The sequence below is a fragment of the Guptibacillus hwajinpoensis genome (assembly GCF_005144865.1).
Taxonomy (GTDB): Bacteria; Bacillota; Bacilli; order Bacillales; family Guptibacillaceae; genus Guptibacillus; species Guptibacillus hwajinpoensis_A.
Genome location: NZ_SWFM01000008.1, coordinates 17,446 through 43,732 on the forward strand (window position 1 = coordinate 17,446; position 26,287 = coordinate 43,732).

Genomic DNA, 26,287 nt, shown 5'->3' on the forward strand with positions numbered 1-26,287 from the left:
GATTAAAGGTGGTGTTAGGCGATGAAGCATACGTTTTCACGTCTTTTCGGTTTGAACGATGAGAAAAACGAGACGATGGAAGCAGAACAAGAAGAGGTGAAACAACTTCTTGTTGAGGAAATTATTCCGAACCGTTTCCAGCCTCGAACAGTTTTTATAGATGAGAGAATTGCTGAACTATCTCAAACAATTAAAACCCATGGTATAATTCAGCCAATTGTGGTGAGAGAGCGCGATGGTAAGTACGAGATTATTGCCGGGGAACGACGTTGGAGAGCTGTAAAGAAGCTTGGATGGGAAAGAATCCCTGCAATTATCAAGGAATTTAATGATTCACAAACGGCATCGATTGCCCTTATAGAAAACCTTCAACGGGAAGAGTTAACTGCAGTTGAGGAAGCCATGGCTTATGCACAGCTTATTGAACTTCACGATTTAACTCAAGAAAGCCTTGCTCAACGTCTTGGTAAGGGACAATCTACCATTGCGAATAAGCTCAGACTTTTAAAGCTACCTGAACCTGTGCAACAAGCTCTCCTTCAGAAGCAAATTACAGAGCGACATGCTCGAGCTTTAATACCGCTTAAAAATCCAGAGAATCAAGTGAAATTACTTGCAGAAGTGCTTGAAAGACAATGGAATGTTAAGCAGACTGAAGAACGTGTTGTTCGTATGCTTGAAGGCACTGCGCCAAAACCGAAGCCTAGAAAGAAATCAGTTAGTAAGGATATGCGTTTAGCTGTGAATACGATTCGTCAATCTCTTGATATGGTAACTGAAACCGGTTTGTTGATTGATACAGATGAAGAAGATCATGACGAATATTATCAATTCACTATTCGCATCCCCAAAAAGAAGTGAAACTCATCCATTTCGGATGAGTTTTTTTTGTATTTAATCATTAAATAGTAGGTTGAGATAGAGTGATGCAGAATATGGAAAATTTAATAAAAGAACATCCAATTATTTTTAAACATGATAAAATGAGAGAAAGAATGGCTGTTTAAGAGAGTGGGTGACATCTTGGCGAATATCATTGCTGTAGCGAATCAAAAAGGCGGTGTTGGGAAGACAACAACGTCTGTAAACGTAAGTGCATGTCTCGCTTATCTTGGAAAAAAAGTATTGCTCGTTGATATTGATCCGCAGGGAAACGCAACTAGCGGTGTAGGAATAGAAAAAGGGGATATTGAACATTGTGTCTATAATATTCTAGTCGATGATCGAGATGCAGAAGAGATTATTCAGCAGACTATTGTAGAAAATCTCTATGTTATTCCATCAACGATCCAACTTGCTGGTGCAGAAATTGAGCTTGTCCCAACCATTTCCCGGGAAGTAAGATTAAAAAGGGCTCTCATGAAAGTGGAAAAAAACTTTGACTATATTATAATCGATTGTCCTCCTTCCCTAGGATTGTTAACAATCAATTCTCTCACTGCTGCTAATGCAGTGCTTATTCCTGTTCAATGTGAATACTATGCACTAGAAGGTTTGAGCCAGTTGCTTAATACCGTGCGTCTAGTTCAAAAACATTTAAACACGGACTTGGAAATTGAAGGAGTTCTTCTCACGATGCTTGATGCTAGAACGAATCTTGGCATTCAGGTAATTGAGGAAGTGAAAAAGTATTTTCAGGAGAAAGTATATCGATCGATTATTCCACGTAATGTGCGATTAGGCGAGGCACCAAGCCATGGGAAGCCAATTATCGTATATGATCCAAAATCTCGAGGAGCAGAAGTATATTTAGAACTTGCAAAGGAAGTGTTAGGCAATGACTAATCGCGGATTAGGAAAGGGAATCAATGCATTTTTCCCTTCTCAGAAAGAGGACGAGTCAGTCAAAGAAATTCCGGTAAAAGAATTACGTCCTAACCCCTACCAACCGCGAAAAGTTTTTAACGCTGAAGCGATAGAAGAATTAAGTACTTCAATTAAAACATTCGGTGTGCTTCAGCCATTGATTGTAAGACAGAGTATTAAAGGGTATGAAATTGTAGTAGGGGAACGCCGATACAGAGCTTCTTTAGAAGCAGGATTAAAAACAGTTCCAGCTGTTGTAAAAGAACTAACCGATAGAAAGATGATGGAAATTGCGCTCATTGAAAACCTTCAGCGTGAGAACTTAAATCCAATTGAAGAGGCAATTGCCTATCAGAAATTGATGAAGGAAACAGACGTTACCCAGGAGGAACTATCTAGCCGACTTGGTAAAAGTCGTTCCCATCTTGCTAACTTCCTTCGTTTACTACAGCTTCCAGATGAGGTACAAGAGTACATATCAGAAGGTAAGCTGACAATGGGACATGGTCGTGCCATACTCGGTTTAAAGAAGAAGGAAGCTAGGAAAGCTCTTGCTGATCGAGTATTGAAAGAGAAGTTGAACGTTAGGCAGTTAGAACAATTAATTACTCAATTAAATCAAAACGTTTCACGTGAAACAAAAAAAGATAATAAACCAGATCCATTTTTGAAAGCGAAGGAAAATAGTCTTCGGGAGCGATTTGGAACGTCAGTATCAATTAAAAAATCAAAGAAAAAAGGCAAGATTGAGATTGAATTCTTTTCAGAAGAGGATTTAAATCGTATTCTAGAAGTGCTGGAAAAAGAAGATAATTAACAAAAGCATAAACTGAGCTCAGTTTATGCTTTTTATAAAGAGTAAATTGGGGTGTTAATGTGATTTATCTTGATCAAGCTGCATCATCTTTTCCGAAGCCAGTTGAAGTTATTCAGGCAATGACTGAGGTCATAACAGAATATGCCGCCAATCCAGGTCGAGGTGGCCATGCGTTGTCTATGCGAGCAAGCAGCGTTATTGATCGTACGAGGCAAGAAATGGCCAGCTTTTTTGGTTTTGATCATTCAGATCGTGTTTGTTTCACATCGAATGCAACTGTTGCATTAAATCAGGCCATTAAAGGTTTCCAATTTGAAAAAGGGGATCATGTACTAACAACTTCATATGAACACAATTCGGTTCGACGCCCACTTGAATATCTTAAAAAAACAAAAGGAATTGAAGTTGATTACTTCAATACAGGTAAAACGGAAGCCTTTGATTTAGAAGCTTTCCGGAAGAAGATAACACCTCACACGAAACTAATTGCTGTTTCACACGGTTCGAATTTAACTGGAAAAATCGTTCCAATTGAATTAATTGGTGAATTGGCACGAGAAAAAGGCATTCCTTTTCTCGTAGACGCAGCACAAACAGCTGGTATTCTACCTATCCACATGAATCAAATGAACATTGATCTACTCGCATTCCCTGGTCATAAAGGGTTACTTGGTCCTCAGGGAACTGGCGTGCTAATTGTAGGACAAGGTATCGAGTTAACACCAATTCATCATGGAGGTACTGGGAGCAGCTCAGAAATGATTGATCAGCCAGACTCTCTTCCAGAGCGACTTGAAAGTGGGACATTGAATACTCCTGGAATTGCTGGGTTGTTAGCGGGTCTAACTGCTGTAAAAGCGATGGGACTTGATACTATAAGAGCACACGAAAAGCGGTTAACGGAAATACTTATTCAAGGTTTAGAAAAGATTCAATTTGTTCACGTATATGGTCCAACAACTGACAGACTAGGCGTTGTTCCTTTCACAATTGAAGGAATTGATAGCCAGGAAATCGCAATTATTCTTGATCAACATTATGAAATAGCGGTTCGCGCAGGTCTTCATTGTACCCCTCTTGGACATGAAACAATTGGGACAAGTAGTCATGGTACAGTAAGGTTAAGTGTAGGGCCTTATAATACTGAAGAAGAGATTCGCAAGGTAATCCAAGCGATTGAGGAAATTGTAGATGGGTACTTTGGTTAAGGAGAGGTAACATGGTGTTCTTAGGAACGGTCGTAAATGGCGCAGCGATAGTAGTAGGCACATTAATTGGAACGATAAGTAGTAGAATACCAGATCGCATGAAAACAACAATCATGCAGGGATTAGCGCTCGTTGTGGCCGTTATAGGACTACAGATGGCAATGAAAAGTGAACAGTTCCTTATTGTAATTGGTAGTCTCGTACTTGGAGGATTGCTTGGTGAATACTGGAATCTTGAAGGGAAGCTCAATCAAATGGGCAAGTGGATTGAAAGAAAAACTGGAGCTGCATCTGAAGGAAGCGTTGCTCAAGGCTTTGTAACAGCTACTCTGGTATATGTTGTAGGTGCAATGGCGATATTAGGTGCGCTTGATAGCGGACTCCGTAATGATCATTCTATTCTTTTTACTAAGTCTCTTATTGATGGCTTTACAGCTATTATGTTTACGGCGACACTTGGATATGGTGTTTTGTTTTCAGCAATACCCGTTATGATTTACCAGGGGATCATTGCTTTATTTGCATCCCAGATTAATCAGTTTGTCCCACAAATTCTTCTTGATGCTTTTATTGCAGAAGTAACTTCAGCAGGTGGCATTATGATTCTTGCTATTGGGCTTAACTTACTAGGTATTATAAAGATTAGAGTAGCCAACTTTCTACCATCCCTGTTAATAGCAGCTCTTCTTGTTACATGTGTTTATCTTATACCGACTATCTTTTAATAAGTTTTTTGAGTTCTAATATAAAGAATGCCCCTTCCAGTGCCGTGGAAGGGGCATTCTTTATGGGAGTTGAAGGAGATCGTCACCCCAGTTGCTTATTCTGTTCTTTTCTGAAACTTTTTCTAATCCATACGATTCAATGGAATGGTAGAGCCCAGTTGCCATCACATCGGCCATCTTCATAACAAGATTTAATCTTGTGTTCTGTAGTACGAAATACTCCATAAAACCACTAACATTAACAATACCAGTTAAGTGAATGTCTCCTACTTCAGGAAGCTCTTTCTTTACACCCGCACCAGGTTTAACAGGTCCTTCACCAGCAGTAATAATGCCAACCGAATGTAGTCTTCCAAGACAAGCATCAATTCCAATAATAAATGGTTTCGTATGCAGTTGGTTAATCGACGTCATCACATCATTTAAATTTACGGCATGAACAGGTGACTCGAGCGTACCATATACAGTTGCCTTTGGTTGCAGCTGCTGCAGTTTTGTTCCGATTAGCGGTCCGAGTGCATCTCCAGTTGATCGATCCGTACCGATACAAACAATCACAATTGAATCCATTCTTCGTGCTGGTAATAGAACTGAAAGCCTCTCACTAAGTGTTTTAATAGCAAGAGTATCCTCATGATGGATTCGATACGCAGCAGGCTTTTTTTGAAAAAACTTGTCTCGAAGATTCATAGGATTCTCTCCTTTGTAATAGTAGTAACAGTATACGGAATTCTGATGTGATCTATACATAAAGCTGTGTATTTTACAAATTGTAATTTCACTTCAAACGTATAAATGAGTTGGCGAAGGAGGGAATGCCATGTGGAGCGGTGGGTTGAAATGGCTGTTTCTCATATTAGGAACAATGATTGGTGCGGGCTATGCTTCGGGAAGGGAACTCTGGCAATTTTTTGGTCACGAAAGCGTACTGGCTATTATATTATTTACAATCATGTTTAGCATCTGTTGCTATGTCATTATGAAAATAAGTTATGAAACAAAATCCACTCATTACCTTCCAATACTTGAACGTTTAGTAGGTAAAAAACTCACAGGTGTCTATGATTTACTTATCATACTTTATTTATTTACAACAACAATTGTGATGTTTGCTGGCGGTGGGGCAACGATGGAAGTGGTTCATCTGCCATATTGGTTGGGAATCGGGATTCTCGCCATTCTTGTTGTTATTCTTTTCTTTTGGGACATAAATGGCATGTTATCCATGAACGCGATTATTCTTCCTCTACTCATTCTTCTATTGCTTGCGGTGCTTTCTCTGTTTATTTATTCGAGCCCCAAAGCACTGCTATTTGAATGGACAAAACAGTCCAACTGGCCAGCAGCTTTTACCTTTACAGCTCTTAATATACTGCCTCTCGTAGCAGTGCTTTCAGCGGTTGGTCATCAAATTAAACGAAAAGGAGAGATCTGGATCGCAAGTCTCGGTAGTGGTTTAATTTTGGGAGGAGTTTCGTTTCTATATAATCAATCATTAATTCAAGTTGCACATGATTTGCTTTTATATGAAATTCCGCTGTTTGCTATCTTAAAAAGCTATCCTTACTATATGATTCTGATTATGTCTGTGCTGCTTTGGTCAGCAATCTATACAACTGCTGTCAGTGGTGTATTTGGTCTTACATCTCGGTTTCGTGATATGCTCGGCCTTCCATTATGGATGGTCGCCTTTATTATAGTAATCATTATGCTTCCATTTACTACATTTGGCTTTTCAACGTTAGTTGCTTTTTTATACCCTCTGTATGGGGTGCTTAATCTTTATATTTTAGCATCCATCTTGATTTTCCCAGTTCTAAAAAGGTATGATTTGTTATCATAGCACTAAAAACTGGGAGGGATAATGGGTGGATTGGTTTGAGCCTATATACAACTATTTATCCAATCGAGACCTATGGGCTGAATTGTTACTCAAAACAATTAGGATTATTGGAATTCTAGTAGGGACGTGGTTGTTTCTTCGAATTGCAAAATCAGCACTAGGTCACGTCTTTGCTATTCGTTTAAGAAGTCCGCTTCGCTTATCAGAACGAAGAGAAGCCACACTCATTCGATTAATCGAAAATATCCTAACATACGTTGTTTACTTCATTGCACTTGTCATGATCTTAAGTGAGTTCGAAGTTGATGTTACCACTTTGATTGCCGGTGCTGGGGTCGTTGGTCTAGCAGTTGGTTTTGGGGCACAGAACCTTGTTCGGGATATCATCACAGGGTTCTTTATCATTTTTGAAAAGCAATTCTCAGTAGGTGATTATGTTCGTATTTCAGGTGTTGAGGGATTCGTGGAAGAGATCGGTTTACGTGTTACGAAGATTAAAAGTTGGACAGGAGAACTCCATATTTTACCGAATGGTAATATAAATCAAGTGACGAACTACTCGATCCATAATAGTATTGCTGTTGTAGACGTGAGCATTGCCTACGAAGAGCAAATTCAAGAAGCTGAAGAAGTGATTATTGAATTAATGGACGAGTTGTATGAGAAGTTCGATGCGATGATTGTAAAGCCAGAGTATCTTGGTGTTCAGGATCTTGGAGCATCAGAAGTAGTTCTACGTATCATCTCTGAAGTACAACCAATGGAGCATTGGGTAATCGGTCGAGAAATTCGTAAAGCAGTAAAACAACGACTTGATGAAAGTGGTATTGAAATACCATTCCCGCGTGTTGTCATGTACCAGCGTGATGAACAAGGTGAAGTGAAAGAGAAAGAAAAAGCATAAAGGGGGAATCCTTATGTCTGATAAAGAATTTGGTTTAAATGACGTTGTGGAAATGAAAAAGGCTCATCCGTGTGGGGAGAATCGCTGGAAGGTGATTCGAATGGGTGCAGATATTCGTATTAAATGCCTTGGGTGTGAACATAGTGTCATGCTTCCTCGTAAAGAGTTTTCTAGAAAACTGAAGAAGGTTCTTGAACACGCTGAATCTTGACCGTCCTCTGAGGCGGTCTTTTTCATTGGGAACAAAAGGTAGACGCTTGTTTTTTTACGCTTGCATCTCTATAATTGGAAAAGGTATGTCCTTTGTTTACGATGTTTATTTAGACAGTCTATCAATGGCTAATTAAAGCCATCTTTTATAAAAATAACGCCTTAAGAGGCAGATACATTGAAGGAGTGACCGAGATGGCATTAACCACCGGTATTGTAGGGCTTCCTAATGTTGGGAAGTCAACTTTATTTAACGCAATTACACAAGCTGGAGCAGAATCAGCTAACTATCCTTTCTGTACGATTGATCCGAACGTTGGAATTGTTGAAGTTCCCGATGAGCGTCTTCAGAAGTTAACTGAGCTTGTTAATCCAAAGAAAACTATTCCAACTGCATTTGAATTTACTGATATCGCTGGAATTGTAAAAGGCGCTAGTAAAGGAGAGGGACTTGGTAATAAATTTCTTTCCCACATCCGTCAAGTAGACGCTATCTCTCAAGTTGTTCGCTGTTTCGACGATGAGAATATTACACACGTTTCTGGTAAAGTAGATCCAATTTCAGATATTGAAACGATTAACCTTGAACTTGTTCTTGCAGACCTTGAATCAGTGGAAAAGCGTATTGCTCGCGTTCAAAAAATGGCGAAGCAAAAAGATAAAGAAGCGCTAGCTGAGTTTAATGTACTCACAAAGCTTAAGGAAGCGTTCGAAGAAGAACAGCCAGCGCGAAGCGTAGAGCTAACTGAAGAAGAAGAAAAAATTGTTTACGGATATCACCTGTTGACGAAAAAGCCCGTTCTTTATGTAGCAAACGTTGACGAAGATGATCTTCTCGATCCGACTGACAACGAATATGTTGCTAAAGTTCGTGAATATGCTGCGAAAGAAGGCGCAGAAGTTATTGTTGTTTGTGCGAAGATCGAGTCTGAACTTGCAGAACTTGATGGCGAAGAGAAAGAAGCATTTCTTGAAGATATCGGTATTTCAGAGCCTGGATTAAACAAATTAATTCGCGCTTCTTACGATCTTCTAGGTCTAGCTACTTATTTCACAGCTGGTGAGCAAGAAGTTCGCGCGTGGACATTCCGTCTTGGTATGAAAGCACCTCAAGCTGCTGGAATTATCCACACTGACTTTGAGCGCGGATTTATCCGTGCAGAAATCGTAGCTTACGATGACCTAGTTGAAGCTGGGACAATGGCTATCGCGAAAGAAAAAGGAAAAGTTCGTCTTGAAGGAAAAGAGTACATCGTAAAAGACGGAGACGTTATCCATTTCCGTTTTAACGTTTAAAAATATAGGCTCTTCTTGTAATAGATTGTTGTACCTGAAAGAGGTTTTATATAAGAAACCACCCATTATAGTTGATTGTAGCGGAAGGTGCTCGACTCCTGCGGGATGAGCGGGACAGGTGAGACCCCACAGGCGCAATGTTCTTTTGCACCGAGGAGGCACAGGGCTCGCCCCGCGGACAGCGAGCATCCTGGAGCGGAAATCAATCAGCCTACAGTATTGTTTTCTAAGAAAAAAGTCCAAATGAAACGTGGACTTGCTAATAAAGAATTAATTTGGTATAATCTAAAGCTGTGAGTAATTATCTTTGTATACTTACTCCTTGCTCTTAATTCCAATTAAGAGCCGTTAGACCAAAAGGAGGTGAACGGAATGCGTAACTACGAAATTATGTACATTATCCGTCCAAACATTGAAGAGGATGCACAGAAAGCTCTTGTCGAGCGTTTCAACGGAATCCTTACTAACAATGGTGCGGAAATTAATGAAACTAAAGAAATGGGTAAGAAGCGTCTTGCTTATGAAATCGAGAATTTCAACAGCGGGATCTACATGCTTCTTAACATTAACAGTAATACTGAAGCGATTGATGAATTCAGCCGTTTGATGAAAATCAACGACGATGTTCTTCGTTTCATGACGATCAACCTAGAAGAAGCTAAAAAGTAATTGTTTTATAAATAGGAGGGGTTCTGATGCTGAATCGCGTCGTATTAGTTGGACGTTTAACAAAAGACCCTGAATTGCGTTATACCCCTAGTGGCGTAGCGGTTGCGAACTTCACACTTGCTGTGAATCGCCCGTTTACGAATCAGCAGGGAGACCGCGAAGCTGATTTCATCAACATTGTTGTATGGCGCAGACAGGCAGAAAATGCAGCCAATTTCTTGAAAAAAGGCAGCCTTGCTGGTGTAGATGGACGAGTTCAGACTCGCTCTTATGATAATAGCCAGGGACAGCGTGTGTTTGTGACAGAAGTGATGGCTGAAAGCGTCCAATTTCTCGAGCCTAAAGGTGCAAACCAGGGCGGTGGCGGAAGCAGCAACAGTAGCAACTACGGTGGCGGCAACCAAAACAGAGAAACCGGCGGTTACGGGAATCAGAACCAAAATCGTGATAACAACCGTGATCATTCCAATTTTGGAGATGACCCGTTTGCAAGCGATGGCAAGCCGATCGACATTTCAGATGATGACTTGCCGTTCTAATACACTCTGTTTCGAGCGGTGAAAACAGAGAACGAATTTTAAATGCAAAGGAGGTAACTACCCATGGCAAGACCAGGTGGACGCAGAGGTCGTCGTAAAAAGGTTTGTTTCTTCACAGTAAACAAAATCACTTACATCGACTATAAAGATACAGATCTTCTTAAGCGTTTCGTATCTGAGCGTGGAAAAATTCTTCCACGTCGTGTAACAGGTACTAGCGCTAAATATCAACGTCAATTGACTCGTGCGGTTAAACGTGCTCGTCAAATGGCTTTACTACCATACGTACTTGGTGAGTAAGCTTTAAAAGCAGCGGGATTCGTCCTGCTGCTTTTTTGCATACTTGTTTATCATAATGAGAGATGACTTATGTGCCTCTGTACAATAGTATTTCACAATAAATGGTTTACGATCACTTCAAGGTAGGGTATATGTTCTTTACAGGAAATCTGTAAGGAGGATGTCAGGATAATGAACAACGTTGAAACTACTTCAATTACGCTAACGGGTAAGCTTAATATGAATTCTCTCATCTCTTTTGTGAAAGAAGCTAAATCTTTTAAGAGTAATGTAGCACTCTATCGAAATGGTCACAGTATTAATGGTAAGAATTTAACAAGCGTTATTACATTCAATCTTACAGTGAAAGAAAATGATTCTATTCTTATGATTACTGATGGTGAAGACGCGGAAACAGCATCTATTCAGTTAGCTGATTGGCTTACGAAAGAAATGGACAGTGTTACTGAGAAAACATTATCTTTAATGTAGAAAGTATGAGGCTGTTCGTTAAACAGCCTATTTTTATTGCACACTATTCTAATAAATGAAAAATTTGCTGAAACGGGCAGAAATTCTTACAATGTAGTAAGGGGATTTCGACCCGTTTTTAATTTCCTATAATATTAATTTTTTAAGTATGTGAGTTTTAGAAGTTCTCATATGGGTCTAACCGGCCACTTACGCTTTACATGATCCAGCTTCAGTGGGCAGGTCCTCGAGTCGCTTCAGCCTTTCATCCGAACACAAAGAACGTGTTCAAATGCAAGGCCTCCAGCGCTTGTCGGACCTTATCGCCCACTTACGCTTTACATGAACCAGCTGCGCGGGCCAAATCCTTCGGCTGTTTCACCCAATCGAATGAGACAAAAAACGTCTCAGTCTCATGGGCTCCAACATCCTGCGGATTTTAACAGGCCCGCTCCGCTTTACGTGAGATCCAGCTGCAGTGGCCAGGCTCTCGATCACTTCACCATAATCAATGAACACAAAAAGCGTGTTCATAGATAATGCCTCCAGTGCTTGTCGAGCCTAACCGGCCACTTACGCTTTACAAAAAAGGAGTAGACTATTGAAGAATCAAACTGTTAAGCAGTTAGTTGAAGGTGCAGCGCTTGCTGCTGTTTTTGGTGTGTTATTTCTTATTACGACTTATGTACCGCTTCTTGGTTCGCTAACTTTGTGGACGTTGCCTGTACCGTTTATTTTAATGATGGTACGAAATGGACCTGGTAGTGGATTTGTGATGTGGGGCGTTACGATTGTTCTTGGTTTTTTGATTGCAGGTATTCCATCTCTTATTGCTTCACTTACTTTTGGTCTTGGAGGCTTAACAGCGGGCTATCTTTACTATAGCCATAAATCAGCACTGGCTGTTTTAATTGGTAGTAGTGTAGCTTACGTAATTAGTCTTGTTCTTGTTTTTATCTCTAGTATTTTACTAATCGGCCAGAACCCAGCTGACCTTGCTGTGGAAATGCTTAATCAATCTATTCGTCAAGCTGAATCACTATCCAACGTACTCGGTCAAGATAGTAACCGGTTCGACCAATTATTGGAACAAGTTGGAGTGATTCGCTATCTTATTCCTACTGCTCTTGTTATGCTTGGCGTTGCGATTGCCCTTATTTCTCAACTCATTTCTGTTCCGGTATTGAAGAGGGTTGGAGGCTTTAAGCCACCGGTATTTAAACCAATCCGAGAATGGGCATTTCCGAAGAGTTTTTTATGGTATTATTTAGTTGTTACCATTCTAATGATGGTTGGATTAGAAGAAGGATCTACTGCTTTTGTTGCAGCCATTAATGTCTATTCTATTTTAAATGCTCTGATTTTTGTTCAGGGCCTTGCTGTTATTTACTTTTTTAGTCATCAGAAAGGTTGGCCACTTGTTGTGCCAATTCTATTAACTCTTCTTGGTTTCGCATTAACAACATTTGTTGTTATCATTGGGATTATTGATCTCGGTTTTGAATTGCGTAGAAGAATGAAATCATAGGTAGGAGCTGAAAATATGCCAAAGTTTTTAACGAAACGGTGGCATGGTTATCATGTGGTAGCCTTGTTCGTCATTTCCATCCTGTTTATCGGCATCATCACCTATTACAATTGGATACTTGGTATCGGGAGCGTATTGGTCATGACGCTTCTTGTTTATACAGCTGTTAGGGCTGAGTCTACTTTTCAGGACGCCCTTCGAGACTATGTCTCGACCCTTTCTCATCGTGTTAAAAAGGTAGGGGACGAAGCCCTTATGGAAATGCCGATAGGGATCCTGCTGTATGATGAGGAATATCACATTGAGTGGACCAACCCATTTTTACCAACTATGATTGAGAAAGAACAGTTGATTGGGCATTCTTTGAATGATATTTCCGAGAAAATTATCCCGTTTGTTAAATCAGAAGCAAACGAAGAAATACTAACGATTAATGATCGTAAGTACAAGACTTATTTTAAACAGGAAGAGCGACTTCTTTATTTCTTTGATGTGAGTGAAAAAGTTGAGATTCAGCGCCTTTACAATGAGGAAAAAACGGTAGTTGGCATTATTTACCTTGATAATTATGAAGAGGTGACGCAAGGACTTGGTGACCAAGTGCGAAGTAATCTTAATAGCTCAGTAACGTCCATTCTAAATAATTGGGCAGATGAGCAGGGGGTTTTCTTGAAACGTAGTTCCTCAGAGAAATTCTTCGCTGTTCTAAATCAAAAAATTCTTCATGAACTTGAGAAAAATAAATTTTCAATTCTTGACGAAGTTCGTGAGGCAACTTCAAAAGAAAATATTTCAATTACGCTAAGTATCGGTATTGGAAGTGGTCATAGTACGCTTACTGAACTAGGCCAACTTGCACAGTCTAGTCTAGACCTAGCACTTGGACGAGGTGGCGACCAGGTTGCAATTAAGCAAACAACCGGTAAGGTGAAGTTCTATGGCGGGAAAACAAATCCAATCGAAAAGCGTACAAGAGTTAGAGCGCGAGTTATCTCTCATGCTTTAAGGGAACTTGTACTCGATAGTGATCAGGTTATTATAATGGGGCACAAAAACCCTGATATGGATTCCATTGGTGCATCGATTGGTATTTTGAAAGTAGCTCAGGCAAATGGCAAGGAAGGTTCTATTGTTTACGATCAAAATCAAAAAACGAGTGGTGTATCACGATTAATGGAGGAAATTGAGGGGAATGAGCAGCTATGGGCTCGTTTCATCGATCCTGAGGATGCCATTGAAAGTTGTACTCCTAACACTCTTCTCGTGGTTGTTGATACGCATAAACCTTCACTTGTTATGGAGGAACGACTTCTACAAAAGCTTGATCACGTGGTCGTAATTGATCACCATAGGCGTGGAGAAGAATTTATTAAGGATCCGGTTCTTGTATACATGGAGCCCTATGCATCATCTACTGCAGAACTTGTTACTGAACTCTTTGAATATCAACCGAAACGGCTTAAAATGGACATTATGGAAGCGACAGCTTTATTGGCTGGTATTATTGTTGATACAAAAAGCTTCACGCTTAGGACAGGCTCAAGGACGTTTGACGCGGCTTCCTATTTAAGGGCGCACGGTGCAGATACCGTTCTTGTACAGGAGTTCCTTCGTGAAGATATAGAGCAGTATATTCGTCGAGCAAGAATAATTGAAAAAGCCCATATTTATCGTAACGGAATTGCGATTGCGCTAGGCGAGAAAGACCAAACTTACGATCAGGTTCTAATTGCGCAAGCTGCAGACACATTGTTATCTATGAGCGGCGTTATTGCATCATTTGTTATTTCCAAGCGAACTGATGGTAAAATCAGCATTAGTGCAAGGTCTCTTGGAGAAGTGAATGTACAGATTATCATGGAAGGTCTCAATGGTGGTGGGCATTTAACAAATGCAGCAACACAAATTGATTCGGGTTCCATTGAAGAAGCTGAAACTTTACTTAAAGAAACGATCGATGATTATTTAGAAGGGGGAGAAGAAGAATCATGAAAGTGATTTTCTTAGAAGATGTAAAAGGTAAAGGCAAAAAAGGTGAAGTGAAGAATGTAGCGGACGGCTATGCACGAAATCACCTGCTAAAGAATAATCTTGCTGTTGAAGCTAATAATGCAAATATGAAGACATTGAAGGCGAAACAGAAGAGCGATGATAAAAAAGCTCAGCAAGAGCTTGATGAAGCAAATGCGCTTAAAGAAACGATTGAAAGTCTTGAAGTAGAACTTCAAACAAAATCTGGTGAAGGTGGTCGTCTTTTCGGCTCTATTACAAGCAAGAACATTGCTGAAGAGCTTAAAAAGAAGGACATCAAAGTAGATAAGCGTAAAATTGAACTTGATGAACCAATCCGTTCCCTTGGTTACACAGATGTACCGATTAAATTGCACCATGATGTAACAGCAACAGTTAAAGTACATGTGGTAGAGCAATAGTAGGTAATCACGGGTGGAAAATAGCGAAATACTCAGGGGGAAAACAACATGAGTGATCTATTTGCTGATCGTACGCCACCTCAGAATATTGAAGCTGAACAGGCAGTAATTGGTGCTGTTTTCTTAGAAATAGATGCCCTTACTACAGCAACGGAAGTCCTTCAGCCAGATGACTTTTATCGTGCTGCCCATCAGAAGATCTTCTCTGTGATGATTGAACTCTCTGAGAAAGGCGAGCCTGTTGATCTGGTCACTGTGACGTCAGAACTCCAGGATCGCAAACTTCTCGAGGAAATTGGCGGGGTGTCATATCTAAGTGATCTAGCTAATTCAGTACCAACGGCTGCCAATGTCGAGTATTATTCAAAAATTGTTGAAGAGAAATCAATATTAAGACGTTTGATACGTGCAGCAACCGATATCGCTTCTGATGGATATGCGAAAGAGAATGAGATCGAGAATCTTCTTTCAGAAGCCGAGAAATCCATTATGGAGGTTTCTCAGCGCAAGAACACAGGTGCATTTATTTCCATTAAAGATGTTCTTGTAACTGCCTATGATAATATTGAATTGCTACAGAACAGTACGGAAGATATCACAGGTATCCCAACAGGCTTTTCTGAGCTTGATCGTATGACGGCAGGCTTCCAGCGAAATGACTTGATCATCGTAGCGGCACGACCATCAGTAGGTAAAACGGCTTTTGCCCTTAACATTGCTCAAAACGTCGCTACGAAGACGGATGAGAACGTTGCGATCTTTAGTCTTGAGATGGGTGCAGAACAGCTTGTTATGCGTATGCTTTGTGCTGAAGGGAACATTGATGCCCAACGTCTACGTACAGGTGGATTGACAGGAGATGACTGGCAGAAGCTAACGATGGCTATGGGTAGTCTCTCGAATGCAGGTATTTATATTGATGATACACCTGGTATTCGAGTGGGTGATATTCGTGCTAAGTGTAGACGTTTAAAGCAAGAAAAAGGTCTTGGCATGATTCTTATTGACTATATGCAACTTATCCGAGGAAACGGATCTGGGGAGAACAGACAACAGGAAGTTTCCGAAATATCAAGGTCTTTAAAAGGGATTGCACGTGAGCTTGAAGTACCTCTCATTTCTCTTTCACAGCTCTCGCGTGGGGTTGAGTCAAGACAGGACAAACGGCCGATGATGTCTGACATACGTGAATCTGGAAGTATCGAGCAGGATGCTGATATCGTGGCATTCTTGTACCGAGATGATTATTACGATAAAGAATCAGAGAATAAAAACATTATTGAAATAATTATTGCGAAGCAGCGTAATGGTCCAGTAGGGACGGTTGAGCTTGCCTTCGTTAAGGAATATAATAAGTTTGTTAATTTGGAGAGGCGTCATGACGAAAGTGACATGCCTCCAGGTGCTTAAAAAAGCCTCAGTTTGAGGCTTTTTTTGTTGGCTATACTGAGAAGAGCCCATTTTAGAATGCTCTTTTCTAAATGCTCTTTTTTAAAAGATTTTTCCAGAGAGAACACCACTTAGCTGATTGGAGCGGAAGGTCCTTTACTCCTGCGGAACTAGCGGGACAGGTGAGACCCCACAGGAGCGCGTAAGCGACGAGGAGGCTCACCGCCCGCACCAAGGAAAGCAAGCATCTTGGAGCGCAAATCAACCTCTACTCTTATAGCAACAAATTATACAAAAAGAGCCTTTTAAAAAAGGTATTAATGCACTATTTTAATAAAACGACCCCCAAAATAACGAACGTATTTATATTTATATATATTATTGTTCGGGTTTGTTGACTTAAGGGGATCGAATTGGTACACTTACTCTGGGTTTTTTAAAAAACAAGCGTGCTTCACCGAATTTATTCGAAGGAAGCATCTGGAGGTGCTCAAATGCCATCAGTAGTTGTGGTAGGTACACAGTGGGGCGATGAAGGTAAAGGTAAGATTACTGATTATCTTTCTGAAAATGCAGAAGTTGTTGCTCGTTACCAAGGTGGAAATAATGCTGGACATACAATTGTCTTTAATGACACTAAATACAAACTTCACTTGATTCCGTCTGGAATTTTCTATGATGATAAAATTTGTGTAATTGGAAACGGAATGGTCGTTGATCCAAAAGCCGTTCTCGAAGAATTGGCTTATTTACATGAACGCAATGTAAGCACAGATAACTTGAGAATTAGCAATCGTGCTCACGTTATTCTTCCTTATCACTTAAAACTAGATATTGTTGAAGAAGAATACAAAGGCGCTAACAAAATCGGTACAACGAAAAAAGGAATCGGCCCTGCTTATATGGATAAAGCAGCTAGAGTCGGTATCCGTATTTGTGATTTACTTGATCGAGAAGTATTTGAAGAAAAACTTGAGCGTAACCTTGCTGATAAAAACCGTCTACTTGAGAAGATGTACGAAGTAGAAGGTTTCAAGAAAGAAGATATTCTTGAGGAATACTTCGAGTACGGCCAACAGATCGCAAAGTATGTGGTGGATACATCTGTTGTACTAAATGATGCAATTGATGAAGGGCGTCGTGTACTCTTTGAAGGCGCACAAGGTGTTATGCTTGATATCGATCAAGGAACATATCCTTATGTTACTTCGTCTAATCCTATCGCAGGTGGCGTTACAATTGGATCTGGAGTTGGTCCAAGTAAAATCAATCACGTGGTAGGCGTTTCTAAGGCTTATACAACACGTGTTGGTGATGGTCCATTTCCTACAGAGCTTCACGATGAAGTTGGAGATCAAATCCGTGAAGTTGGTAACGAATATGGAACAACGACTGGACGTCCACGTCGCGTAGGCTGGTTTGACAGTGTAGTTGTACGTCATGCTCGTCGCGTGAGTGGGATTACTGATCTTTCCCTGAATTCAATTGACGTTCTAACAGGCATTGAAACCCTTAAGATTTGTACTGCGTACAAATACAAAGGTGAAATCATTGAGGAGTTCCCAGCAAGTCTGAAAGTCCTCGCACAGTGTGAGCCTGTTTATGAAGAAATGCCAGGCTGGAAAGAAGATATTACTGGGGTTAAGAATTTAGGAGATCTCCCTCCGAACGCTCGTCATTACATCGAGCGTGTGTCACAACTGTCTGGAATTCCATTATCCATCTTCTCAGTTGGACCAGACCGCAACCAAACAAATATGATTCGTGGCGTATTTGCTTAATACGAAACGGCAGGTAATTACCTGCCGTTTTTTTTATTGAATTGATGTTGGAAAATTCTGCAGAAAAGTACGGTTTGTGGTAAACTTGGACTATCAAAATGTTATGCTTTGATGAGGTGTTTGTATGAGTCGGAATAAAAGACAGGTCTTTCGTCAACAGCTCGATGTGCCACTTGCTGCAAGGATGAGAGTCGTAGAAAAATCGTCACCAGTTGAATTGGAATTCAATCACAAAATTTATATTCATGATATTGGACTAGAAGGCCTTGGATTTTCTGTTGACCTGGAAGTACCGATGCATACAGATATGGAATTTGCGATAAAACTGAACGACGAGCCCTTTCACATTAAGGGTGAAGTTGTTTGGGGGAAGCCAAACGATCCTAATGATCCTAATACAAGAGCTAGCCATTTTTTCGGTGTGAAATTTTATCTTAAAACAGATAAAGAATCTTCCCTTATCTTTCAAGAAGTAAATCGCTTTGCAATTAAACGTCATCGACGCAAGCAAGAAATTCGAGAAATGATGAAAGAGCGGCTAAAAAAACAGGCAGAGGGGTAAATTAACATCAGCTTCGTTTATCTCTCACTTGTTTTTTTATTTTATTTAAAACAAACCTTGCTTTTTCCGAAAAGCAGTGATAAGATAAGTCTTGTCGTCGTTACAAGACATATATGACGAGCCATTAGCTCAGTTGGTAGAGCATCTGACTTTTAATCAGAGGGTCGAAGGTTCGAGTCCTTCATGGCTCACCATTTTCTTTCAAAGAAGAAGATGAATTCATTCACATTGTCGCGGGGTGGAGCAACGAGCGTTACATCATTGAAACAACAACGAGTTGTTTCGACGGATACGCATCAAAGCATAACCTTGTAGAGGAAGAAACAGTGCACTGCATTAAAGAAGCAGGCACAGCATGAATTCATTCACATTGTCGCGGGGTGGAGCAGTTCGGTAGCTCGTTGGGCTCATAACCCAAAGGTCGCAGGTTCAAATCCTGCCCCCGCAACCAATTTAAAAAATTTAGCTACGTCGAATAATCTTCTTCGTTAAATTTTAATCGGGGTCCCTTTAGGGGCAACCTAAACTCACAGCTAGATATCATTCCTTTCTAACGTTAGTGAGCGAAATACACTTACATACTGGTCTCGTGGTGTAGCGGTTAACATGCCTGCCTGTCACGCAGGAGATCGCGGGTTCGATTCCCGTCGAGACCGCCATATTGGCTCTGTAGCTCAGTCGGTAGAGCAGTGGACTGAAAATCCACGTGTCGGCGGTTCGATTCCGTCCGGAGCCACTTACGATAAAGCATATTTCCTTCGGGAAATATGCTTTTTTGTTGTATCAGAATACCACGGGATGAAGAACATTCCAATTTCTTACCATGGTCTGCCATGATCGTGACAAAAAGACTACATTTTTGTTACAAGTTGAGTATTTGTACCCGTGTAGCTTTGGTTCTATGATAAAGTGCAAAAAGTGAGTTTAAAAAGTGCGTTTTAGCTATTTCAGGAGGAAGCAGTATGCGAAGATTTAAAGTCCGTCGTCTCTTTCAACTATCAATTATCTTAACGAGCGTTAGCACGCTTTTATGGATAGAACCAGCTGGGGCTTCGGTGCATAATTTAATGAAGCCTGTTTATCACGTTTATATAGATGGTGAAGATATTGGTACAGTCGATCAGGAAGAAACGTTAAATGAAAATATAGATAAATTAAAGAAAGATCAGAACGTTAAAGGGATAGCGCTAACCGTTGAAAATGATGTGGAAGTCGTAGCAACCACCCAATTTCAATCCTCCTATGATAATGAGGAAGCTCTTGATCGTTTAGACGAAGAATTAACGTTCGTTGCTGAAGGATATGAGCTATCATTTGATGATAAGAAGGTTGGCATTTTTGCTAGCGAGAAACAAGCAAAAGATGCTTTATGGAGTTATGCAAAGCCATTTCTATCTGAGAAAACAGTTCAAGAAATCGAAAGAACGACGAAAAACTTGTTGGCGACAGGTGAAGAGCGTCACCCTGCGGATTCATTAGAATACGAGGAAAACTTAAAGATTGAGAAGGTAGATTCAAGTCCTGAGGATGTGATCACGGAGGATAATGGTGTCTCTAGACTTGTTAATGGATTTGAAGAAGAAGTGGAACATGAAGTAGAAGAGGACGAGTCTTTGAAAGATCTAGCTCATAAGTACGATATGGAAGAGGAAGATCTGTTGAAAAGAAATGATCTTTCGAAAGAAGAAGATATAACACAAGGTGATCAGCTTCAAGTATTGAAAGAGCAAGACTTTGTAACGGTAACTGAAATAATCGAATTAGATGAAGATGAAGAGATTGATTATGAGACGAAAACCAAGAAAAGCGATTCCCTTGAAAAAGGGAAGAAGAAAGTAACACAGCAAGGAGAAGTGGGAACGAAGTCTGTTACGTACGAAGTGAAACGTGAGAATGGAAAAGTTGTTGATAAGGACGTCATTGAGGAAGAAGTAATGAACGAACCTATTACTGAAGTGGTATTAGTTGGTACGAAGGAAGTTACTTCTAAAGGTTCAGGATTTTTTGGATGGCCTGCTGTTGGCGGAACAATTACAAGTAAGCAGGGCGAGCGCTGGGGCTCTTTCCATAAAGGGATTGATATTGCAGGAGTATCTAACAAAACGATCCGTACAGTAGACAATGGAACGGTCACAGCTGCAGGAACAAGAAGTGGTTATGGTAATCAAATTACAATAAGCCATAACAATGGTCTTAAGACGACGTATTCGCACCTTTCATCCATGTCTGTTTCGGTTGGAGATACAGTCCAAAAAGGAGATAAAATCGGAGTAATGGGTACAACAGGTAATTCAACAGGTATTCACCTTCACTTCGAAGTTTATAAAAATGGAAAACTCCAAAACCCAATGAAATACCTATAGCACATAACCTTCAGTTCACACTGAAGGTTTTCTTTTATTTTGGCTATGTTAAAGAACAGTGTTGATTTTTGGTTCATTTACGCGCCGTGGTGACCCTTTCAGCGAGCTGAAAGGCGAGTGAAACTGAGGTTTCACTCGAATGAGCCAAAAATCGAGAAATAAACAATATGATCTAACATAACCTTATTGTTAGTAAAAAATGTAGCTTCACTTTTAGGTTTTTCTAAAAAATTTTACTTTGAAAGAATTTTGTTTTAATAACCAGACTTAGCTAATTGGAGCGTAAGGATGATCGACTCCTGCGGGACTAGCGGGACAGGTGAGACCCCACAGGAGCGTTAGCGACGAGGAGGCTCACCGCCCGCCCCGCGGAAAGCGAGCATCCTGGAGCGGAAATTCACTCACTCTTATAAAAAAGATCCTTTTTGTGTTGAAAAAGGTTTTGGACAGAAGCCAAACTTTGCTGATTGAAGCGGAAATCAACCACTGCACTTATTGAGACAATCTCAACCAAAAAGTTTTTGCTTTATAAGTTAAGGGAACGACTGTATGGGAAGATCATAAATAAAACCTACATAATATGATAAAATAGACTGAAAGATGCATGATTAATTTCAACGTTTAACTGATATTGTCATATCAAAGAAGGAGCGTTTTAAATGGACAAGAAAATCCTTGTTGTAGATGATGAAAAACCAATTGCAGATATACTGCAATTTAATCTTGAGAAGGAAGGCTTTACGGTTGTTTGTGCTTATGATGGTGATGAAGCGATTGCGAAAGTAGAAGAAGAGAAACCCGATATGATTCTTCTTGATATTATGCTTCCTCAGCGTGATGGTATGGAGGTTTGCCGTGAAGTTCGAAAGAAGTATGAGATGCCTATTATTATGCTAACAGCAAAGGATTCTGAAATCGATAAAGTTCTTGGACTTGAACTTGGTGCAGATGATTATGTAACTAAACCTTTTAGCACGCGTGAGCTTATTGCACGCGTTAAGGCAAATTTAAGACGTCGCCAGCAAGAGCCTGAGAAGGAATCAACAACGAATTCATTGATTAAAGTAGGAGCATTGACGATTCATCCGGATGCGTATTTAGTTACGAAGAGAGAAGAATCAATTGAGCTTACACATAGAGAGTTTGAATTACTTCATTACTTATCCAAACACATAGGTCAGGTAATGACACGCGAACACCTTCTTCAAACGGTCTGGGGATATGACTACTTTGGTGACGTGAGAACGGTAGATGTGACGGTTCGTAGACTGCGCGAGAAGGTTGAGGATAACCCAAGCCATCCGACGTGGATTATTACAAGACGTGGTGTAGGTTATTACATGCGTGAACCGGAACAGGAGCAGTAAGGCTTAAATGGGGAAGGTTGGTTTTTTTAAGTCCATTCATTTTAAGTTTGCCATCGTATACGTTTTACTGATTCTTATTGCTATTCAGTTTATCTCAGTTTATTTTAATGAAAAGCTTGAAGAGCAGTTTCAAACGAATTACATCACATCCGTTATGGATCGAGCTGAGCTACTTGCTGATAGTGCTTCCGGTCAAGTGAATAGTAAAAGTGATGAAGAAGAAAATACAATCAATGATTTAATTGAGAATTTTAGACAAGATGAAATTCGTCAAATTCACGTAGTGAACTCCTTAGGTCAAATTGTTGGAACCCTTAATGATGAAGGCGTTGAGGGGTCTCGCTCTACAAATACGTTTGTTAATAGTGCTCTTAACGGAGTATCAGAAAATAATATTTTTATCGATAAAGACGGAGATCGCTTTTTTGCCTATAGCCTCCCAATTAAAGGGGAAACAAATTCGATTGTAGGTGCTGTTTACATTCAAGCCGACATGAAACAGGTATTTGAACAGGCTAATCAAGTGAACAATCTTTTAGCGCAATCTGCTCTTATTGCGCTAGTACTAACTGGATTGCTTGGCATAATCATATCGCGTACGATTACACGTCCAATATCAGACATGAGAAAACAAGCTCTTGTTATGGCACGTGGAGACTTCACACGTAAAGTAAAAGTGTACGGTGAGGATGAAATAGGTCAGCTTGCCCTTGCTTTTAATGATTTAACCCGAAGGCTACAGGAAGCAAATTCGATTACTGAAGGAGAGCGGCGCAAGCTAACTTCTGTACTTGCTTATATGACAGATGGTGTTATAGCAACGGATCGAGAAGGTATGATCATCCTAATGAACGATCGTGCTGAAGAAATGATGAGCGTTTCACGTGAAACGGTTCTTGGTACTTCTTTAAATCAAATCCTACAATTCTCTGAAGATAAGACGTGGGATGATGTTTATAATGGACCTGATTCTATGATTCTAGATTTAAGCAATGATCATCAAACATTTATCATGCGTGTTAACTTTTCGATCATCCATAAAGAGGACGGGCCTATTAATGGTTTAATAGCCGTGCTACATGATATTACTGAGCAGGAGCAGCTTGAACAAGAGCGTCGCGAGTTCGTTGTGAATGTATCGCATGAGCTACGTACACCTCTTACGACGATGAGAAGCTATCTTGAGGCTCTTCAAGAGGGAGCGCTTCAAGACCCAGAGATTGCTCCTCGTTTCCTTGGTGTTGCTCAGAACGAGACGGAGCGAATGATTCGCTTGGTCAATGACTTATTGCAGCTATCAAAAATGGACAAAAAAGAATATCGCTTACAGTTTACTGAGGTGGATTTTGTAGAGATGTTCGATCATGTCCTTGATCGTTTTGAAATGTCTAAACGTGAAAATATTGAGATTGTTAGACAGCTTCCTCGTGTTGCGATCTATACAAAAGTAGATCAAGACAAAATGACACAGGTGCTAGATAACATTATTTCTAATGCAATCAAGTATTCTCCAGAAGGAGGTACAATCACGGCCAGATGTTGGACGATCGGGAAGAAGATTAGGATTAGCATTAGTGATCAAGGTGTTGGAATTCCTAAAAACAATCTTTCAAAAATATTTGATCGCTTTTATCGCGTGGATAAAGCCCGTTCTAGAGAGCTCGGAGGCACTGGGCTAGGCCTAGCCATTGCAAAAGAGATGATTCACGCTCACCACGGTGATATATGGGCAGAGAGTAAATGGGGACAAGGTACGACAATCTACTTTACGCTCCCTTATAAACGCATAAGGGAGGTCGGGGACAAATGAGAATTACGAAGAAGCGAATAGAGAATTTTAAAGCGGTTTTGTTAAATATTCTGGTGGTTACGAGTTTGTTCCTAACGTGGCAAATTTGGACGTTTGAACCAGACTATCAGAAAGAAACCGATCCAAAGGAAGCAAGTCCAGTAGGTGTGGAAGACGTTGACATTAATCAAGTCGTTAAGCCGAACCAAATCGTATATCATAAGAACAATCAACATTTTACTTCTTTCAATTCTGAAACGATTAGCCCATTCTACACAACTTTCATCTCTGGAACAAAAATCAAATCCTTAACGATGGAAAACAATCTTAAGAGTGTACGTGAAATGGATAATAGTGTGGAGCTTATTTTTCCAACTCTACTATCGAATAATGTCTTGAAGAAGCTAATTAGTGTTCCAAAAGCCGATATCCCACTTGAGAAGTTTGATCGGATTATTATCCCTTCAGTTGCAACAGGTAAAAACAATGAGATTATATTCTTGAATACGTCAAGAGAGCTTGGTATGCGTGCAGCAGTTGAAGTATCTAGTGGAATGGAGAAGTGGTACGAAGATAACTTTGCTACTTCTGATATAAAGAATGCGTTAACTGAAGAACAAGTCATAAGAGCAAAGGCTTTTCAAGTGAAAGAAGATTTGCCTGTTTTCTACATCCCTATTCAGACACAAGTGATACCAACCTATGAGGTAAGCACGGACGAATTAGCGAATGAACAGAACTTTATAGAAGCTCTCTTCCCAGAGCAAGATCGTGTTGAAAAGAGCTCGTTTAATATTAAGACTGTCTACACAGATGGTAGTCGTGATTTAACATTTCTTGAAAATAAGTACATGGTTTTCAAAAACCTACCGTCTACGACTGGACGCTATGTTGATAATGAGGCGCCGATTTTAAATGCTTATGGGTTTATTAATAAACACTTCGGTTTTCGCATCAATGATTTTAGCGAAGAGGATTATTTACTAAGTGAATGGGCTTCCTCCTCTAAGACTGAAACAGATCAAATGACATTTCGCTTAAATACAGAAGGTTACCCTGTTTTCAGTTCTTCTTCTGAAGATCTTGATGAAATTAATGTGGTTGTTAAGAACAACGAAGTGAGTACGTATACGCGAATGCTAAAGAATATTCAATACGCTAATCCAATAGATGAGCGTCCGTTACCAGGTTATGATGAGGTGCTATCTCTCTTGAGTGAGGAGAGTTTTAAGCAGAGTGAAATTACAAACATCACAATCGGTTTTACAATTGATCGTTCTCTTAACCAATCCCAAGAATTCTCTCTCGTTCCACAGTGGTATATTAAATTAAACCAAGCGTGGACTCCTATTCAATCACTAAGCAATGAACAAGGAGGGGTAGCATTTGGACTGGAATAGAACGAAAACGATACTAATTCTAACCTTCCTTGTGTTTAATATCTTTCTTGCAAGTGACTTATATAAAAAGCAGACAGATATAAGTGGTCTTGAGATGCAGAATCAAGTTACGCTTGATGAACAGCTAAAAGACTTAAATGTAACGTATGATAATGATCCTTCTCTTCAGTCTAAGAAAATGGCTTTTATTAGTGGGAATGTTCATTACTTTACAGACAAAGAGGAAAAAACACTCGAAGAGAATACAAGTCAGGATATTACGATTAATGGTCGAAAGCTCATTTCCACGCTTAAAAAGCCATATCTAATTAGTGATCCAGATGCACCTTCAGCATATTCTATTTTTCTAGAAACGTATGTATACGAAGGTGGAAAGTATCAATATTTTAGAAAAGATTCCAATGATCCTAATATTGTTTACTTTGTAGAAACTCATGAAGATAAACCACTCTACAGTCAAGATTCTGGTATGGTCGTTGTGACGTTAGAAGATGATAAAATCGTATCCTACACTCAGACTTACTTGAACTTGAAGGAAATAGTGAAAGAGCGTAAGATTGATCCCGTCTCTGAAACGATTGGTCTCTTAGTTAGTCAACAAGATATTGTCGCTTATGATAAAGTCCAAGATGTCTCTATTGGCTATTATACAGTGACAAGTGAAGACGAGAGGGATACTTTTGTATTCGTGCCAACTTGGCGAGTTGTTGTGGAGAATAAAAAGAATGATAAACCTGAGCGGTATTATTATGTAAATGCGATCGAGAAAACTGTTTTTAGTGACTCGGAAGAAAATACTGAGAGTGATAACGAAGAGGAAGATGAAAGTAACGACAAAACGTTTGACCCGGATTCTTCATCACCTCAGTCAACCAAAGGCGATTAGTAGTTAGTAGGAGAGGAATGTAG

At 40.0% G+C, this 26,287-nt stretch carries 24 protein-coding genes, 4 tRNA genes and 1 pseudogene; 28 read left to right on the forward strand and 1 reads right to left on the reverse strand.

Going from position 1 to position 26,287, the window contains the following annotated elements:
• The first annotated feature begins 21 nt into the window (after positions 1–21).
• From noc to FBF83_RS18480, 5 genes and pseudogenes are all read left to right on the forward strand, one after another.
• Entirely contained in the window at positions 22–861 is an 840-nt protein-coding gene (noc, locus tag FBF83_RS18460) for a nucleoid occlusion protein (protein WP_136948630.1), read from the forward strand.
• A gap of 162 nt (positions 862–1,023) precedes the next feature.
• The gene (locus FBF83_RS18465; protein WP_136948631.1) at positions 1,024–1,785 is read left to right on the forward strand and encodes a ParA family protein; all 762 of its coding nucleotides are present in this window, start codon (positions 1,024–1,026) and stop codon (positions 1,783–1,785) included.
• A complete protein-coding gene (locus tag FBF83_RS18470) occupies positions 1,778–2,623 on the forward strand; it encodes a ParB/RepB/Spo0J family partition protein (protein ID WP_136948632.1) in 846 nt (281 codons plus the stop codon). The genes FBF83_RS18465 and FBF83_RS18470 overlap by 8 nt, the downstream gene beginning before the upstream one ends.
• A gap of 53 nt (positions 2,624–2,676) precedes the next feature.
• A pseudogene (locus FBF83_RS18475) lies at positions 2,677–3,831 on the forward strand (aminotransferase class V-fold PLP-dependent enzyme); the annotation flags it as partial.
• Between the two features lie 11 nt (positions 3,832–3,842).
• Positions 3,843–4,556, forward strand: coding sequence for a DUF554 domain-containing protein (locus tag FBF83_RS18480; protein WP_136948634.1), 714 nt, complete (start codon positions 3,843–3,845; stop codon positions 4,554–4,556).
• A gap of 60 nt (positions 4,557–4,616) precedes the next feature.
• Here the strand turns inward: FBF83_RS18480 and yyaC are convergent, their stop codons facing one another.
• Positions 4,617–5,246: a spore protease YyaC gene (gene yyaC, locus FBF83_RS18485; RefSeq protein WP_136948635.1), complete on the reverse strand. Its 630-nt coding sequence runs from the start codon at positions 5,244–5,246 to the stop codon at positions 4,617–4,619.
• A 130-nt stretch (positions 5,247–5,376) separates the two neighbouring features.
• Here yyaC and FBF83_RS18490 point away from each other — a divergent pair, with 130 nt between their 5' ends.
• The 23 genes from FBF83_RS18490 (at position 5,377) to FBF83_RS18610 (ending at position 26,264) form a co-directional block, all read left to right on the forward strand.
• Positions 5,377–6,399 (forward strand): hypothetical protein, encoded by a 1,023-nt coding sequence (locus FBF83_RS18490; protein WP_136948636.1) that lies wholly within the window; start codon positions 5,377–5,379, stop codon positions 6,397–6,399.
• A gap of 25 nt (positions 6,400–6,424) precedes the next feature.
• Entirely contained in the window at positions 6,425–7,303 is an 879-nt protein-coding gene (locus FBF83_RS18495) for a mechanosensitive ion channel family protein (protein ID WP_136948637.1), read from the forward strand.
• A gap of 13 nt (positions 7,304–7,316) precedes the next feature.
• Entirely contained in the window at positions 7,317–7,514 is a 198-nt protein-coding gene (locus FBF83_RS18500) for a DUF951 domain-containing protein (protein WP_136948638.1), read from the forward strand.
• A gap of 194 nt (positions 7,515–7,708) precedes the next feature.
• On the forward strand, positions 7,709–8,809 hold the full coding sequence (gene ychF, locus FBF83_RS18505) for a redox-regulated ATPase YchF (protein ID WP_136948639.1): 1,101 nt from the start codon (positions 7,709–7,711) through the stop codon (positions 8,807–8,809).
• Positions 8,810–9,181: 372 nt separating this feature from the next.
• On the forward strand, positions 9,182–9,478 hold the full coding sequence (gene rpsF / locus FBF83_RS18515; RefSeq protein ID WP_136948641.1) for a 30S ribosomal protein S6: 297 nt from the start codon (positions 9,182–9,184) through the stop codon (positions 9,476–9,478).
• A gap of 26 nt (positions 9,479–9,504) precedes the next feature.
• On the forward strand, positions 9,505–10,017 hold the full coding sequence (gene ssb, locus FBF83_RS18520; protein ID WP_048311134.1) for a single-stranded DNA-binding protein: 513 nt from the start codon (positions 9,505–9,507) through the stop codon (positions 10,015–10,017).
• A 63-nt stretch (positions 10,018–10,080) separates the two neighbouring features.
• Positions 10,081–10,317 (forward strand): 30S ribosomal protein S18, encoded by a 237-nt coding sequence (gene rpsR, locus FBF83_RS18525; protein WP_048311135.1) that lies wholly within the window; start codon positions 10,081–10,083, stop codon positions 10,315–10,317.
• Positions 10,318–10,488: 171 nt separating this feature from the next.
• Complete coding sequence (locus FBF83_RS18530) at positions 10,489–10,788, forward strand: HPr family phosphocarrier protein (RefSeq protein ID WP_136948642.1); 300 nt, start codon at positions 10,489–10,491, stop codon at positions 10,786–10,788.
• 580 nt (positions 10,789–11,368) lie between these two features.
• Positions 11,369–12,295 (forward strand): YybS family protein, encoded by a 927-nt coding sequence (locus tag FBF83_RS18535; RefSeq protein WP_136948643.1) that lies wholly within the window; start codon positions 11,369–11,371, stop codon positions 12,293–12,295.
• Between the two features lie 15 nt (positions 12,296–12,310).
• On the forward strand, positions 12,311–14,287 hold the full coding sequence (locus tag FBF83_RS18540) for a DHH family phosphoesterase (protein ID WP_136948644.1): 1,977 nt from the start codon (positions 12,311–12,313) through the stop codon (positions 14,285–14,287).
• Positions 14,284–14,727, forward strand: a complete 444-nt coding sequence (gene rplI, locus FBF83_RS18545) for a 50S ribosomal protein L9 (protein ID WP_136948645.1) — start codon at positions 14,284–14,286, stop codon at positions 14,725–14,727. The genes FBF83_RS18540 and rplI overlap by 4 nt, the downstream gene beginning before the upstream one ends.
• Before the next feature lie 48 nt (positions 14,728–14,775).
• Entirely contained in the window at positions 14,776–16,137 is a 1,362-nt protein-coding gene (dnaB, locus tag FBF83_RS18550; protein ID WP_136948646.1) for a replicative DNA helicase, read from the forward strand.
• A gap of 473 nt (positions 16,138–16,610) precedes the next feature.
• On the forward strand, positions 16,611–17,897 hold the full coding sequence (locus FBF83_RS18555; RefSeq protein WP_136948647.1) for an adenylosuccinate synthase: 1,287 nt from the start codon (positions 16,611–16,613) through the stop codon (positions 17,895–17,897).
• Between the two features lie 124 nt (positions 17,898–18,021).
• Positions 18,022–18,459, forward strand: a complete 438-nt coding sequence (locus FBF83_RS18560) for a PilZ domain-containing protein (RefSeq protein WP_136948648.1) — start codon at positions 18,022–18,024, stop codon at positions 18,457–18,459.
• Between the two features lie 118 nt (positions 18,460–18,577).
• Positions 18,578–18,653, forward strand: a tRNA-Lys gene (locus FBF83_RS18565).
• 180 nt (positions 18,654–18,833) lie between these two features.
• Positions 18,834–18,910 (forward strand) — tRNA-Met (locus FBF83_RS18570).
• Positions 18,911–19,042: 132 nt separating this feature from the next.
• Positions 19,043–19,118 (forward strand) — tRNA-Asp (locus tag FBF83_RS18575).
• Positions 19,119–19,122: 4 nt separating this feature from the next.
• Positions 19,123–19,195 (forward strand) — tRNA-Phe (locus FBF83_RS18580).
• Between the two features lie 226 nt (positions 19,196–19,421).
• Positions 19,422–20,822, forward strand: a complete 1,401-nt coding sequence (locus FBF83_RS18585; protein WP_136948649.1) for a M23 family metallopeptidase — start codon at positions 19,422–19,424, stop codon at positions 20,820–20,822.
• A 659-nt stretch (positions 20,823–21,481) separates the two neighbouring features.
• On the forward strand, positions 21,482–22,189 hold the full coding sequence (gene yycF / locus FBF83_RS18595) for a response regulator YycF (protein ID WP_136948651.1): 708 nt from the start codon (positions 21,482–21,484) through the stop codon (positions 22,187–22,189).
• A gap of 7 nt (positions 22,190–22,196) precedes the next feature.
• Entirely contained in the window at positions 22,197–23,999 is a 1,803-nt protein-coding gene (gene walK, locus FBF83_RS18600; protein WP_136948652.1) for a cell wall metabolism sensor histidine kinase WalK, read from the forward strand.
• Positions 23,996–25,378: a YycH family regulatory protein gene (locus tag FBF83_RS18605; protein WP_136948653.1), complete on the forward strand. Its 1,383-nt coding sequence runs from the start codon at positions 23,996–23,998 to the stop codon at positions 25,376–25,378. Before walK ends, FBF83_RS18605 begins: the two co-directional genes overlap by 4 nt.
• Positions 25,365–26,264 (forward strand): two-component system regulatory protein YycI, encoded by a 900-nt coding sequence (locus tag FBF83_RS18610; RefSeq protein ID WP_136948654.1) that lies wholly within the window; start codon positions 25,365–25,367, stop codon positions 26,262–26,264. The genes FBF83_RS18605 and FBF83_RS18610 overlap by 14 nt, the downstream gene beginning before the upstream one ends.
• Positions 26,265–26,287 lie beyond the last annotated feature (23 nt).